This window comes from Streptomyces sp. NPDC107562, assembly GCF_055657325.1.
Genome location: NZ_JBVKBE010000003.1, coordinates 539,790 through 554,152, shown reverse-complemented (window position 1 = coordinate 554,152; position 14,363 = coordinate 539,790). Strand labels below are relative to the sequence as shown.

General features: G+C 73.6%; 10 protein-coding genes. 1 reads left to right on the top strand and 9 read right to left on the bottom strand.

Annotated features, from left to right (window positions below; all coding sequences use genetic code 11):
- Window positions 1-3 precede the first annotated feature (3 nt).
- The 9 genes from zwf to ACZ7LV_RS12670 form a co-directional block, all read right to left on the bottom strand.
- Window positions 4-1,482 carry a glucose-6-phosphate dehydrogenase gene (gene zwf / locus ACZ7LV_RS12710; RefSeq protein ID WP_471938612.1) on the bottom strand — a complete coding sequence of 493 codons (1,479 nt, stop codon included), beginning with the start codon at window positions 1,480-1,482 and terminating at the stop codon, window positions 4-6.
- A 329-nt stretch (window positions 1,483-1,811) separates the two neighbouring features.
- Window positions 1,812-4,106 carry an SWIM zinc finger family protein gene (locus ACZ7LV_RS12705; RefSeq protein WP_471938610.1) on the bottom strand — a complete coding sequence of 765 codons (2,295 nt, stop codon included), beginning with the start codon at window positions 4,104-4,106 and terminating at the stop codon, window positions 1,812-1,814.
- On the bottom strand, window positions 4,103-6,919 hold the full coding sequence (locus tag ACZ7LV_RS12700; RefSeq protein WP_471938608.1) for a DEAD/DEAH box helicase: 2,817 nt from the start codon (window positions 6,917-6,919) through the stop codon (window positions 4,103-4,105). Before ACZ7LV_RS12700 ends, ACZ7LV_RS12705 begins: the two co-directional genes overlap by 4 nt.
- A gap of 190 nt (window positions 6,920-7,109) precedes the next feature.
- Window positions 7,110-7,703 carry a sugar kinase gene (locus ACZ7LV_RS12695; protein ID WP_471938606.1) on the bottom strand — a complete coding sequence of 198 codons (594 nt, stop codon included), beginning with the start codon at window positions 7,701-7,703 and terminating at the stop codon, window positions 7,110-7,112.
- On the bottom strand, window positions 7,700-8,884 hold the full coding sequence (locus ACZ7LV_RS12690) for an ROK family glucokinase (protein ID WP_471938604.1): 1,185 nt from the start codon (window positions 8,882-8,884) through the stop codon (window positions 7,700-7,702). Before ACZ7LV_RS12690 ends, ACZ7LV_RS12695 begins: the two co-directional genes overlap by 4 nt.
- Before the next feature lie 134 nt (window positions 8,885-9,018).
- Window positions 9,019-9,810 carry an ATP-binding cassette domain-containing protein gene (locus tag ACZ7LV_RS12685; protein ID WP_471938602.1) on the bottom strand — a complete coding sequence of 264 codons (792 nt, stop codon included), beginning with the start codon at window positions 9,808-9,810 and terminating at the stop codon, window positions 9,019-9,021.
- Window positions 9,807-10,835 carry an ABC transporter permease gene (locus tag ACZ7LV_RS12680; protein ID WP_471938600.1) on the bottom strand — a complete coding sequence of 343 codons (1,029 nt, stop codon included), beginning with the start codon at window positions 10,833-10,835 and terminating at the stop codon, window positions 9,807-9,809. Before ACZ7LV_RS12680 ends, ACZ7LV_RS12685 begins: the two co-directional genes overlap by 4 nt.
- A complete protein-coding gene (locus ACZ7LV_RS12675; RefSeq protein WP_471938598.1) occupies window positions 10,832-11,848 on the bottom strand; it encodes a sugar ABC transporter substrate-binding protein in 1,017 nt (338 codons plus the stop codon). Before ACZ7LV_RS12675 ends, ACZ7LV_RS12680 begins: the two co-directional genes overlap by 4 nt.
- 167 nt (window positions 11,849-12,015) lie before the next feature.
- Window positions 12,016-12,753 (bottom strand): GntR family transcriptional regulator, encoded by a 738-nt coding sequence (locus ACZ7LV_RS12670; RefSeq protein WP_471939203.1) that lies wholly within the window; start codon window positions 12,751-12,753, stop codon window positions 12,016-12,018.
- A 130-nt stretch (window positions 12,754-12,883) separates the two neighbouring features.
- Here ACZ7LV_RS12670 and ACZ7LV_RS12665 point away from each other — a divergent pair, with 130 nt between their 5' ends.
- Window positions 12,884-13,906 (top strand): Gfo/Idh/MocA family protein, encoded by a 1,023-nt coding sequence (locus tag ACZ7LV_RS12665; protein WP_471938596.1) that lies wholly within the window; start codon window positions 12,884-12,886, stop codon window positions 13,904-13,906.
- The last annotated feature ends 457 nt before the right edge of the window (window positions 13,907-14,363 follow it).

Here is a 14,363-nt window from a genome sequence, read left to right as displayed (position 1 = left end):
GACTCACCGTCCGTCCGGCAGATACCACTGGTGGGGCCGCACGAGCCGGTGGATGCCCTCCGGCCCCCAGGACCCCCTGGCGTAGGGTTCCACCGGCGGCGGGTCCTTCAGCAGGGGCTCGGCGACCTCCCACAGACGGGCGATGCCCTCGGCGCTGGTGAACAGCGACTGGTCGCCCAGCATGGCCTCCAGGATCAGGTGCTCGTAGGCCTCCAGGGCGTGGTCCTGGACGAAGGAGCCCGCGTAGTCGAAGACCATCTCGGTCTGTCCGAGGCGCATCTCGGGGCCGGGTTCCTTGGCCAGGAAGCGTGTGGTGATGCTGCCGGGGTCGTCGAAGTCGATCGCGAGCGAGTTGCAGCCGAAGGCCGTGCTGTCGTCGTGGACGTCCGCCGGGAACATCCGCAGGGGTGGTTGGCGGAAGGTGAGGGTCACCATGTGCCGGCCCTCGGCCAGCGCCTTGCCCGAGCGGAGGTAGAAAGGCACCCCGGCCCAGCGCCAGTTGTCGATGTCGACGCGCAGCGCGGCGAAGGTCTCGGTGTCGGAGGCGGGGGCCACTCCCTGCTCGTTCCGGTAGCCCTCGTACTGGCCGCGCACCACGTGCGCCGGGTCCAGGGGCCGCAGCGAGCGGAAGACCTTGTCCTTCTCCTCCCGCAGGGAGCGTGCGTCGAGCGCCGCCGGGGGTTCCATCGCCACGAAGCCGAGGAGCTGGAAGAGATGGGTGACGATCATGTCGCGGAAGGTGCCGGTGCCCTCGAAGAACCGGGCGCGGCCCTGGATGTCGATGGTCTCCGGCACGTCGATCTGGACATGGCTGATGTGGTCGCGGTTCCAGATCGGCTCGAACAGTCCGTTGGCGAAGCGCAGGGCGAGGATGTTGTCGACGGACTCCTTGCCGAGGAAGTGGTCGATGCGGAAGACGCGGGACTCGTCGAAGACGGCGTGCAGGGTGTCGTTGAGGGCGCGGGCGGAGGCGAGGTCCGTGCCGAACGGCTTCTCCACGATGACCCGGGCGTTCTCGGCCAGCCCGGACGTGCCGAGCATCGTGACGACGGATCCGAACGCGACCGGCGGCACGGCGAGGTGGAACAGCCGGCGGGGGCTGCCGCCGAGGGCACGCTCGGCCTTCTGCACGGCGGCCATGAGGGGGCCCGTCTCGCCGGGGTCGGCCGCCCCGTAGGACAGCGTCTGCTCGAACGCCTCCCAGTCGGGCCCCTCGGGCGCCGCCCGGCTGAACTGGGCGACGGCCTGGCGGGCGTGCTCGCGGAACTCGGCGTCGCCGAAGGAGTCGGCGGCGGGTGAGGTGCCGACGACGCGGTACCGGGCGGGCAGCAGGCCGGCCTTCGCCAGATGGAACAGACCGGGCAGCAGCTTGCGCCGCGCCAGGTCGCCGGTCGCCCCGCAGATGACGACGACAAGCGCTTCGGGGACCCGGCCGGCCGGGGCGGAGGGGTCGGCGACGTCGTGCTGGTCGTCTGTGGCCATCGTGTGCTTCCCCGTCCTCGCCGACGCAACGTCCTGCACAGCACGCTAACGGCGATGACGGCACCCGGCTGAACGGGAATGCTCCAGGTGGGGGCCGGGGAGTGCTGGATCGGGGGTGGGGGCGTGTGCCGGGGCGGCGAGGGTCGTCGGTGGGGGGGGCGGCCCCGGGACGGGATTGGCCTCGGGTTGATGGCCGGGGTGGTGGGCTTTTGGGGTGGGGGCGGGGCGTCGGCGCTGGCTGGGAATGCGGTGCCCGGATCCGTGGGCGGCGACGGGGCGCCGTCGGGGGCCGGAGGTCAGCTCGACGGCGGACGGGAGGGGAGCGTGGCTCAGAGGTCGTCCGTGCCGCCCAGGCCCGTGAGGGCGCCGACCGGGTCGGGGTCGGGCGTGCCTCGGGGCCACCAGTCGTCCTGGCCCGGCTCCGACTCGTAGGCGTACCAGAGGCCCTCACGGCCGAGGCGGAGCTGGACGTGGCCGCTCGGGTGGGTGAGGCGGTTGCGTGAAGGGCGGAAGGCGGGCAGGTCGGCGGCGAGGAGCAGCGGGCGGGCGCGGTCGAAACGGCCGGCCGGTGGGTCCCAGGGCTCTTCCAGGACGACGAGACCGTCGAGCCCGCCCTGCCGCCAGGCGGCGACCGCACGCGCCAGCTCGGCCGGAGTACGGCCCACCGCCGAGGCGAGGGAGGAGTACAGGGCACGGGTGCCGAGGGTGAGGCCGGATCCCGGGCGGGCCGCCGCGAGCCGCACCGCGTCGTGCCACGGCGTCAGCTCCGCCACCGGATCGCGGCCGGTGAGCAGCAACGCGTGGGCGCGGGCCGCGGCGTCCGTGGCCAGGTGGTCCAGCGCGAAGGAGTCCGGGCCGCCCGGGGCTCCCGGGTACACCGGAGGCTGCTCGGGGTGCGGCGGGACGGGCAACGGCATCGGCAGCGGCGGGAGTTCGCGCCGGGACAGCGCGTCGGTCGCCCGGATGCCCGGCGGCGGGGCCGGTTCCTTCTCCTGGGCGGCGCGGGCCGCCCGGGTCGCGTTGCGCCGGGAGAGGGCGTCGAGCACCTCGCGCTCGCCCCTCCCGCGCAGCAGAAGCAGCACGAAGGGGTCGGCGTCGAGCAGACGCGCGGTCTGGTAGCACAGCGCGGCGGCGTGCTTGCAGGGGTGACCGCGATCGGGGCAACTGCACCGCGGGTCCAGATCACCGGCGGCGGGCAGCAGCGGCACCTCGCCGTCCGCCAGCGCCTGGGGCATCTCCTTGTCCAGCAACGCGGCGATGTGGCCGGGGCGGTCGGCGGCGGCGTCCAGGAACCGCTCCCAGTCCGCGTCCTGAAGCGTCCGCAGCCGCACCTGCACCCGGTACGGCCGCGGGCGGCTGCCGCGGACGTAGGCCAGGACGAGGCCCGGGGTCACCGTGATGGCGTCCACCCGGCCCTGCTGGGCGTAACCGCGGCCCCGCGCCAGCCGCTCGACGTCCAGCGCGCCCCGTTCCAGTGCGGTGATCCAGGCGTTGCCCCACCAGGTCTCGGCGAGGGAGGTGTCGTCGCCGGACGCGCGGGGCGGGAACGCGGGGAACGTACGACGCAGGTCACCGTCACGATGCGGGGACGCCATGGAGCGGGGGGCCTGCGGGGGCGCGGCACCTTGAGGGGCGTGCTCCGAGGGCAGGTCGAGGGGTGACCCCGCGGTGGGGTCGCCCTCGTGCGGGCAAGCGGAGGAGGGTCGCTCGGAGGCGGGGCGCTCGGACGAGGTCGTCGGCCGAGGGCCGTCATCGGGGGTGTGCCGGTCGTCGGACGCGTGCTGCGGGGCCGCCCTCTTGAAGGCGTCGGCGAACAACTCCCCCACCGCACGCGGGCGGCGCGACCGATCCGCCGGAGGGCGGGGCGTGCTCCGCCGCACCGGCTCGACGCCCGTCGTCCCGACGTCCTCGCGCGCCTGCCGCGCGGCCCGCAACGCGTCCCGCGCGACGTCCGCGGGCCGGCTCGCCGAGGCATCGCCGACCACCACCTCGCCGGACTCACCGGAGATCCGTCCCTCCCCCGAGGCACCGGATCGCGAGCCCTCCCCCGGCGCACCGGAACGCGGGGCCTCCCCCGAACCCGAAGCCTCCCCCGCGCCACCGGAACGCAAGCCCTCCCCCAGAGCGCCCGAACCCGAAGCCTCCCCCAGGCCACCAGAACGCAAGCCCTCCCCCAGAGCACCCGAACCCGAAGCCTCCCCCAAACCACCGGAACGCAAGCCCTCCCCCGAAGCACCCGAACCCGAAGCCTCCCCCGGCGCACCGGAACCCGAGCCCGCACCCGGGCCGTCGGAGACCGGGAGCCCGTCGTCGGGCGATCCGCCCGGCATCGGACGCCCCGCCCCGCTCCCCGCGCCCTCGGACTCGGCGACCGTCCGCCGCGCCGAGGCCGCGCGTCTCAGTGCTTCACGGGCCGCGTCGCCCGGTCGGGACTCGCGGGCGGCGGAAGGGCGGGCGGCGTCGCTCGGTGCAGGGCCGGACCCGGCGGGTTCACCGGAGAGGTCCCGCGCGGCCCGCAGAGCCCGCCGCGCCGCGTCTGCGGGCCGCGCCCCCCTCTCCGGAACCGGGTCGCCCGGGTCTCCCGGCAGACGTTCCTCGTCGGGCCGTTGCCCCTCCCCCGTCACGACGCCCTCCGCAGCGACACGAGGTCGGACAGCTCACGGTCCGTCAGCTCGGTCAGCGCCGCCTCTCCGGAGCCGAGGATCGCGTCGGCGAGGGCGCGCTTGGCCTCCAGCATCTCGGCGATGCGGTCCTCCACCGTGCCCTCGGTGATGAGGCGGTGGACCTGCACGGGCTGGGTCTGGCCGATGCGGTAGGCACGGTCGGTGGCCTGCTCCTCGACGGCCGGGTTCCACCAGCGGTCGAAGTGGACGACATGCCCCGCGCGCGTCAGGTTCAGCCCGGTGCCCGCGGCCTTCAGGGACAGGACAAGCACCGGGGTGGCACCGTCCTGGAAACGGTCCACCATGCGCTCGCGCTCGGGCACGGGAGTGCCGCCGTGCAGGAGGTCCACCGGGACGGCACGGGCGGCCAGGTGAGCGGTGATCAGGCGGGCCATGCCGACGTACTGCGTGAAGACCAGCGCCGAACCGTCCTCCGCGAGCAGCGTGTCCAGCAGCTCGTCGAGCAGGGCGAGCTTGCCGGAGCGGGCGGCGAGCCGGTCACCGCCGTAGGGGCCGTGCTCCTCCTTGAGGTAGAGCGCCGGGTGGTCGCAGATCTGCTTGAGCGAGGTCAGCAACTTGAGCACCAGGCCGCGCCGCGCGATCCCCTCCGCCGTCTCGATCGCGAGCAGCGACTCCCGCACCACCGCCTCGTACAACGCGCCCTGCTCCCGCGTGAGCGGCACCGGGTGGTCGGTCTCCGTCTTGGGCGGCAGCTCCGGGACGATGCCGGGGTCGGACTTCTTGCGGCGCAGCAGGAACGGGCGGACGAGGCGGGCGAGCCGGGCCACCGCCTCCTCGTCCTCGCCGTTCTCGACCGCGCGGGCGTGCCGGGCACGGAAGGACTTGAGCGGGCCCAGCAGACCGGGTGTCGTCCAGTCCAGCAGCGCCCACAGCTCGGAGAGGTTGTTCTCGACGGGGGTGCCGGTGAGGGCGACGCGGGCGGGCGTCGGGATCGTGCGCAGGGCCTTCGCCGTCGCCGAGTACGGGTTCTTGACGTGCTGCGCCTCGTCGGCGACGACCATGCCCCACCGCTGCTGGGCCAGCGTCGCCGCTGCCGCTCGCATGGTGCCGTACGTGGTGAGGACGAAGCCGCCGTCGAGGCCGGTCAGGGTGCGTTCGGTTCCGTGGTGGCGGCGCACGGGGACGCCCGGGGCGAAGCGCTCGATCTCGCGCTGCCAGTTGCCCAGCAGGGAGGCCGGGCACACCACCAGCGTGGGTTCGGTGCGGGCCCGCTTGAGGTGGAGGGCGATGACGGTGACGGTCTTGCCGAGTCCCATGTCGTCGGCGAGGCAGCCGCCGAGGCCGACGGAGGTCATCAGGTCGAGCCAGGCCAGGCCCCGCAGCTGGTAGTCGCGCAGGGTGGCTCGGAGTCCGGCAGGCGCCTCGGCGGGCCGGATCCCGGCGGTGAGGCGGTCGCGCAGGGCGGCGAGCGCGCCGACCGGCACCGCCTCGACCTGCTCGCCGTCGACCTCCGCGGTGCCGGTGAGCGCGACGGACAGGGCGTCCACCGGATCGAGCAGGCCTAGTTCGCGCTTGCGGGCCTTGCGCACGAGTGCGGGGTCGACGAGCACCCACTGGTCCCGCAGCCGCACGACGGGCCGGTGGGCCTCGGCCAGCGCGTCCATCTCGGCCTCGCTCAGCGGCTCCCCGCCGAGCGCCAGCTGCCAGCGGAACTGGAGCAGGTCCTCGCTCTCGAAGAAGCCGGTGCCGTCGGTCGCCGAGCCCGGCGCGGGCCGCACGATCGCGGCCGCCGTCAGGTCGCGCGCGAGGTCCCGGGGCCAGTGCACCGCGACGCCCGCCGCCGCCAGCCGGGCGGCCGCCGCGCCCAGCAGGTCACCGAGCTCGGACTCGGACAGGGCGAGCACGTCGGGCACGTCCTGCTCGGCGAGCCGGTCCAGCGGCGCCCAGACACGCGCCGCCCGCCGGACCGCGAGCGCGGCGTCCACCCGCGCGCGGGGCCCGAAGGCCTCGGCGTCCCCCGCCCACAGCGCCGCCGCGTCCACGACGAGCGTGGGGTCGGCGAGGCTGTGCACCTGCACGATCGCGGCGCCCGCCCGGCGCACCCGGTCGCCGTCGTCGGCGGTGTCGAAGAGGTCGTACGCCGCGAGGTCCAGGCGCAAGGAGATCCGCACGCCCGCGTCCATCCCGGCGGCGACCTCCGCGGCCCACTCCTGGGCGCCGGGCAGGCGCTGCGGAGCGCGGGCCGCGAAGGGCCTGCCGTAGGCGGCCGCGGCGGCGGGGGTGCGCGGCAGGGTGTCCGCGACCGCGTCCAGGAACGCCCGCACCAGCGTCTCCGGCTCGGGCAGCCGCAGCGGGCCCGGACCGGGCAGCGGCACGGCATGCCCTTCGCCGGGCAGCGCGGCGGCCACCGCGCGCAGGTGGGCGATGTCGTCGGGGTCGAGGGGGCCGGCGCGCCAGGCGTCGTGCCCGGTGGGTGTCAGGCCGGGCAGCAGGCGGCCCCGGGCGGCGAGCCGCAGGGCGTGCAGGGCGGCGGCGCCCCAGCAGGCCGTGGCGGGGTGGGCGGCCGGATCGTGCCGGGCCCGGACGAGGAACGGGAGTGCCTCCCCCACCGGCAGGGTCAGCGCCGGCGTCTCCTTGCGGCGGACCGCGGCCCCATGGGGTCGTACCACCGTCAGCGGTGTGGAGGTGCGGCCCGGGACGGCCGCCCCGCCCTCGTCGTCCGGGTCCCAGAAGGCCACGCGGCCCTGACGGGGAACCGGCGCGGGAAGGAAGACGGCGGCCAGCCGCACGGGTACGGACACGGATTCGCCCATACGTCTTGCCACCTCCCGCCCACGGATCGGATCAGTCGTCTTCGACTCTACGGGCGGGGTCCGACAATCGGCCCTGACGAACGGACAGGGCGGACCGGGCCCATCAGGCCGGTCGAGCCGATCAGGGAATCGGGCCGTTCAGGCCGGTCAGGGAATCGGGCCGTTCAGCCCGATCAGGGAATCTGGCCGATCAGGGATTCAGCCGCGAGACGACGTAGACCATCGGGTAGGTCGGGTTGCCCGTGTTGACCACGATGTCCTGCGTGGGCCTCGGGTTCTTCTGCTGGTGGACCAGCCCCCAGTTCGCGCCGAGCCGGGCGCCCGTGCCCGCGAACTTCCAGCCCGTGACGTGCTGGTCGCGCGCGCCGATGGTGATGTCGCTCTTGATCAGGTCGCTCCGCTCGACGCCCACCTGCTTGAGGAAGGCGTCCAGACCGGCGTGGGTGGTCTGGAACTGCACGTACAGCCGGCTGGTCTTCCAGTTGTTCGTCTCGTACCAGGCGACCTTGTTGGCCGGATGCGGTATCGGCACCTGGTACAGCCTCCGCTGCACCTTGGAGGGCCAGCCCACGGTCAGCCCGCGCGCCGAGTACTTCTCCTCCTTGTCCTTGCCGCTGGCGCGGCTCTGGTTGGCGGAGATCACCAGGTAGCCGGCGGGGATGCCGATGAGCAGCACGATGATGAGCAGGGTGAGCGCCCGGCGGCGGATCACATGGCGGCGGTCCTCGGCCGGCGTCCCCCGCTCCTCGGCGGGGCCGCCCTGCTGCGGCAGCGCGCCCGTCACAGCGAGTCCTGACCGCGGCGGGCCTCGGCGTACCGCTCGTAGCGTTCGTAGCGCTCCACCCTGCGCCGTTTGGCGCGCCGGAAGCGGCGGGCCACCAGGCGGGCGAGGTCGGCGGCGCCGACCATGCCGGCCTCGGGGCCGAGCTGGGCGCGGACGATGCGGGCCTCGGGGCGGTAGCCGCGGCCGGTGAGGTGGCGCTTGAAGGCGTCCCGGGCGGGGCCGATGAGCAGGTCGTCGGCGGCCGAGACCCCGCCGCCGATCACGAAGCAGGAGGGGTCGAGGGCGGCGGCCAGGTTGGCGATGCCGACACCGAGCCACTGCCCGATGTCCTGGAGCAGCTCGATGCACATGGCGTCGCCCTCGCGGGCCAGCTCGGTGATGATGGGGCCGGTGATGTCGCCGATGCTGCCCTTGACGTGCTCGATGATCCCGTACGCCACCGGCGAGTCGGCGGCGGCCAGCTCGCGCGCCTCGCGGACCAGCGCGTTGCCGGAGCTGTACTGCTCCCAGCAGCCGCGGTTGCCGCACGGGCAGCGGTGACCGCCGGGGACCACCTGCATGTGCCCGAACTCGCCGGCCACGCCGAACTTGCCGCGCTTGACCTGGCCGTCCTCCAGGATCGCGCCGCCGATGCCGGTGCCCAGCGTGATCATCACGAGGTGGTCCTCGCCGCGGCCGGCGCCGAAGCGCCACTCGGCCCAGGCGGCCGTGTTGGCGTCGTTGTCGACGAGGACGGGAACGGAGAGGCGGCCGGCGAGGCGGTCGCGCAGCGGCTCGTTGCGCCAGGACAGGTGCGGGGCGAACAGGACGCGGTTGCGCTCGGCGTCGACCCAGCCGGCGGCGCCGATGCCGACCGCGTGCACGTCGTGCCGGTCGGACAGGTCCAGGACCAGTTCGACGATGGTGTCCTCGACGACCCGGGGGCTCTTGGACTTGTCCGGGGTCTCCGTGCGGAGCTTCTCCAGGATGTTGCCGTCGGCGTCCACGACACCCGCCATCACCTTGGTGCCGCCGATGTCGATGCCGACGGTGGGCACGCGGGGTGCGGTCAGGTGGGAACGGCGCTCCCGGGTGCCCACGGTGCGCAGCGCTGTCGCGCGCCGTGAGCCGATGGGGGCGCCGCCGGTCACCCGGGCGTTGCTCAGGGCCTTGGGGAAGGCGAGGTCGCGGTAGGTGCTCATCGGGCCCGATTCTGCCTCACCGTGACTCAGGGTGCGGTAAGGGGATCGTCCCCGGCCCTGGGTCGACCGGCCGCCGCGGCCGTTCCCGCCGGCCGCGGCGGCCGTTCCCGGCCTCTCCCGCGGACCCCGCCTCCTCAGCCGCGCCGGAGTTCGTGGCGGAGGTCGTCGAGCTCGTTTCCGCCTGCCATCTGCCGTGTCAGCTCGTCGAGCGTGATCGATTCGCTGGTGTGGCTGCCCGCCATGGTGCCGCGTTTCAGCAGCACGAAGCGGTCGCCGACGAGGTACGCGTGATGCGGGTTGTGGGTGATCAACACAACACCCAGACCCTGGTCCCGTGCCGCCGCCACATATTTCAGGACGACCCCGGACTGCTTGACACCGAGCGCCGCCGTCGGTTCGTCCAGGACGAGGACCTTGGCCCCGAAATGGACGGCCCGGGCGATGGCCACGCACTGGCGCTCACCGCCGGAGAGCGTGCCGATGGGCTGGTCGACGTCGCGCAGGTCGATTCCCATGCGCAGGAGTTCGGAGTGGGTGGTGCGGCGCATGAGGTCGACGTCCATGCGCTTGAAGGGGCCGGCGCCCTTGCGGGGCTCGGAACCGAGGAAGAAGTTGCGCCAGACCGGCATCAGCGGGACGACGGCCAGGTCCTGGTAGACGGTCGCGATCCCACGGTCCAGGGCGTCGCGGGGCGAGGCGAGGCGGGTCTCCTCGCCGTCGACGCGCAGGGTGCCGCCGTCGTGCTGGTGCAGTCCGGCGATGATCTTGATGAGGGTGGACTTGCCGGCGCCGTTGTCGCCCAGCACGCAGGTGATCTCGCCCGCGCGCACCTCCAGGGAGACGCCTTCGAGGGCGCGGACGTTGCCGTAGTGCTTGCTGACGCCGGACAGCTCCACGAGTGCCGTACGTCGTGCCGCTCGCGTCACTTGGTGGCCTCCGCGCGCTTGCGGACCCAGGCGTTGAGCAGGGTCGCGAGGAGCAACATCGCTCCGAGGAAGAACTTGAACCAGTCGGGGTTCCACTCGGCGAAGACGATGCCCTTGCTGGTCATGCCGAACAGGAACGCGCCGACCGCCGAGCCGACCGCGCTGCCGTGGCCGCCGGTGATCAGACAGCCCCCGATGACGGCCGCGATGATGTAGATCAGCTCGTTGCCGACGCCCTCGCCGGACTGGACGACGTCGTACGAGAACAGCAGGTGCTGGCCGGAGATCCAGGCGCCGAGCGCCACCCCCATGTAGAGGCCGATCTTGGTCCGGGTCACCGGGACGCCGACCGCGCGGGCGGCGTCCTGGTTGCCGCCGACCGCGAAGATCCAGTTGCCGGCGCGGGTGCGCAGCAGGATCCAGCTGGCGACGGCGACCAGCGCGAACCACCAGAGGATCGTGATCTTGAAGTTGACGCCGCCGAGGGTCAGCGTGGAGGCGAAGACGTCGTGCGCGCTGGGGAAGCCCTCCATGTCGGCGATGGACTTGGTGGAGACCGTGCCGGAGATGAGCTTGGTGAAGCCGAGGTTCATGCCGGTCAGCATCAGGAAGGTGCCGAGCGTGATGATGAAGCTCGGCAGCTTGGTGCGGGTGAGCATGAAGCCGTTGAAGGCGCCGACGGCGAGGGTGACGAGCAGGGAGACGCCGACGCCCACCCAGACGTTCGCCGTCATCTGGAAGCTGAACATCGAGGAGACCAGGGCGGACGACGTCACCATGACGCCCGCCGACAGGTCGAACTCGCCGCCGATCATCAGCAGCGCGACCGGGACCGCCATGATGCCGATCGTCGAGGACGCGTACAGGACCGTGCTCAGGCTCGACGCCTTCAGGAAGCTGTCGGCGGCCAGGGCGAAAAACAGGAAGACGGCGGCGGCGCCGACGACCGAGCCGAGCTCCGGACGGCTGAGCAGCTTCCGCAGCGGAGAGCTGTGCAGAATCCTTTCGTCAGCGAGCGCGGTCATCGGGTGCCCCGCTCGGTGTACTCGGCGAGGGCGTCCGCCTGGTCCTTGGTGATGATCTGCGGGCCGGTGAGCACCGGCTTGCCGCCGCCGAGCACGTCGGCGTTGTACCGGTACAGCCACAGCAGGTCGACCGCCTCGTAGCCCTGGAGGTAGGGCTGCTGGTCGACGGCGAAGCCGAGGGTGCCGTCCTTCAGGCCGGCGGCGACCTTGGCGTTCAGGTCGAAGGTGTCGATCTCGGCGTCGCTGCCCGCGACCTGCTTGGCCTTCACGGCGGTGTCGGCGTACGGGGCACCGAGGGTCACCACGGCGTCCACCGAACTGTCCGACTGGAGCTTGGCCTCGATGGCGGACTGCACGTCGGGCATGCTCGTGCCGGTGACGTAGAGGTTCTGCACGGTGCCGTCGAAGGTCTCCTTCAGACCGGCGCAGCGCTGCTCGTGACCGACGTTGCCCTGCTCGTGCAGGATGCACAGCGCCTTCTTGCGGCCGCGTTGGTTCAGCTCCTCGCCGACCGCCTGGCCGGCGACGGTCTCGTCCTGGCCGATGTGCGTGAGCGCGCCGAACTCCTTCGACTCCGCCGAGCCCGAGTTCACGGTGACGACCGGGATCCCCGCCTCGACCGCGCGGGCGACGGCGGCCTTCATCGCGTCGGGCTTGGCGAGGGTGACGATGATGCCGTCGACCTTCTTGTCGACGGCCGCGTCCACCAGCTGTGCCTGCTGCTGCGCCTCGTCGTCGTGGGAGTACAGGAACTTGATGTTGTCCTTGACCGCGGCCTGCTCGGCGCCACTCTGGACGATGTCCCAGAAGGTGTCCCCGTCGCCCGAGTGGGTGATCATGGCGAAGGTCCAGCGGGGGGTGTTCACCGCGGCCTTCCCCTGCGCGGCCGCGGCCTTGCGGGCGTCCTCGGCGCGCTTGCCGCCCGTGCTGCTGCAGCCCGCGAGGGACGCGCAGAGCGCCCCTGCCACCGCGATGCCTACCCAGGTGCGAAACCCGGTCCGAAACCGTGCCACGAGGCCGTGCCCTTCTTGCTGTGTTCTCCGGTAGCCGGAGCCGGTCGTTCCACCGGCCCCAAACGCCCCAGTATCAAACACAGGGAGGGTGTGGTCCGCGCCCGGGGAGCCCGCGGCGGTCGCATTGTCCGGACATTGAGACGAACCTCACCCCGTGAGGGTGCTTCTCAGGGCCGTACGAGCAACTGGAACTCGAAGGAGTAGCGGCTCGGGCGGTAGGTGTGCGTGCCGTACTCGACCGCCCGGCCGGTGTCGTCGAACGTCGTGCGCTGCATGGTCAGCAGCGGGGCGCCCTCGCTCTCGCGGAGCCGCTCGGCCTCGGCGGCGGTGGCGGCCCGGGCGCCGATGGACTGGCGGGCGCTGTGCAGCGTGATCCCGGCCGAGCGCATCAGCCGGTAGAGGCCGGTCGCCTCCAGCTGCCCGGTGTCCAGTTCGAGCAGACCGCCGGGCAGGTAGTTGCACAGGTACGCCATCGGCTCCCCGTGCGCCAGCCGCAGCCGCTCGACGCGGTGCACGTCGGTGCCCTCCGCGACGCCGAGCGCGGCCGCCGCCTCCGCGGACGCCGGCCCGACGGTGTTGACCAGCACCTTCGTGGCGGGCCGCTGCCCGGCCGCCTCCAGGTCGTCGTAGAGGCTGCTCAGCTCCAGCGGGCGCTTGACCTGGCTGTGCACGACCTGCGTGCCCACCCCCCGACGGCGGACCAGCAGACCCTTGTCGACCAGGGACTGGATGGCCTGGCGGACCGTCGGCCGGGACAGACCGAGCCGCGCGGCGAGCTCGATCTCGTTGCCGAGCAGGCTGCCGGGCGTGAGCCTGCCGTGCTCGATGGCGGCCTCCAGCTGCTGGGACAGCTGGAAGTACAGCGGGACGGGCGAGCTGCGGTCCACGCTCAGGTCGAGCTGCACGGTCGGGTCCACGTCTGGTTTCGGCACGGGCCTGAGCGTAGCTCCGTGACGGGTTGACGGGAAGTTGTGTCGTCCGATTGTCCGGACATAAGCATTGACAGTGCGGTGGGTCCGGCTCCACTTTGTCTTCATGCGCATCGGGGTCATCGGGACGGGCCGCATCGGCACCATTCATGCGAACACGCTCAGCCGCCACCGTGACGTGGGCTCCCTGATCCTCACGGACGCGGATCCCACGCGGGCGCAGGAGCTGGCGCAGCGGCTCGGCGAGACCGCCGCGCCCGGCATGGACGAGATCTTCCGCTGGGGCGTGGACGCGGTGGTGATCACGACGGCGACCGCGGCCCACGCCGATCTGATCGGCCGGGCGGCGCGCTCGGGGCTGCCGGTGTTCTGCGAGAAGCCGATCGCGCTCGACCTGCCGGGCTCGCTGCACGCGATCTCCGAGGTCGAGACGGCCGGGACCGTCCTGCAGATGGGGTTCCAGCGGCGCTTCGACCCGGGCTACCTCGGAGCCCGCGAGGCCGTCCGCGCCGGGCGGCTCGGCCGGCTGCACACCGTGCGCGCGACGACCTCCGACCGGACGCCGCCGCCCGCCTCGTATCTGCCCCTGTCCGGTGGGCTGTACCGGGACACCCTCATCCACGACTTCGACGCGCTGCGCTGGGTGACCGGGCACGAGGTGACGGAGGTGTACGCCGCCGGCTCCGACGCCGGTCCCCCGATGTTCCGCGAGGCCGGGGACGTCGACACGGCGGCGGTGCTCCTCACCCTCGACGACGGCACCCTGGCCACGGCGACCGCGACGCGGCTGAACGGCGCCGGTTACGACGTGCGCATGGAGCTGGCCGGGGAGCTGGACCAGATCGTGGTGGGGCTGGACGACCGTACGCCGATCGCGTCCACCGAGCCGAGCGGGCCGCCGGCCGCGAGCAAGCCGTGGACCACCTTCCTGGAGCGCTTCGGGCCCTCCTACGAGGCCGAGCTGAACGCCTTCGTCGAGGTGGTCCGGGGCGAGCGCGCCAACCCCTGCGACGGCCGGGAGGCGTTGCAGGCGCTGCGCGTGGCCGAGGCCTGCGAGCTCTCCCGCCGAGAGCACAGACCCGTCCGGCTCGGCGAGGTGGCGGGCGGTCAGGAGCCGGTGCTGCGGTAGGAGACGGGGGGCGCGACGCTCGCCCGCGGGGGCCGGGCGCTTGCCCGCGGCGCCCCGGTACCCGCCCGCGGCGCGCGGCGCCCGCCCGCGGGGCCCGGCGCTCGACCGCGGGGGCCCGGTACCCGCCCGCGGCGCGCGGCGCCCGCCCGCGGGGGCCGGGCGCTTGCCCACGGGGCCCGGCACTCGCCCCACGGGGCCCGGCACTCGCCCGCGGGGCCCGGCACTCGCCCGCGGGGCCCGGCACTCGCCTGCGGGGCCCGGCACTCGCCCACGGGGCCTGGTACTCGCCCACGGCGCCGGGCACTCGCCCGCAGCGCGCGGCGCTCGCCCACGGGGGCCCGGTACCCGCCCACGGCGCCGGGCACTCGCCCGCAGCGCGCGGCGCTCGCCCGCGGGGCCCCGATACTCACCCGCGGGGGCCCGGTACCCGCCGACGGCGCGCGGCGCTCGACCGCCG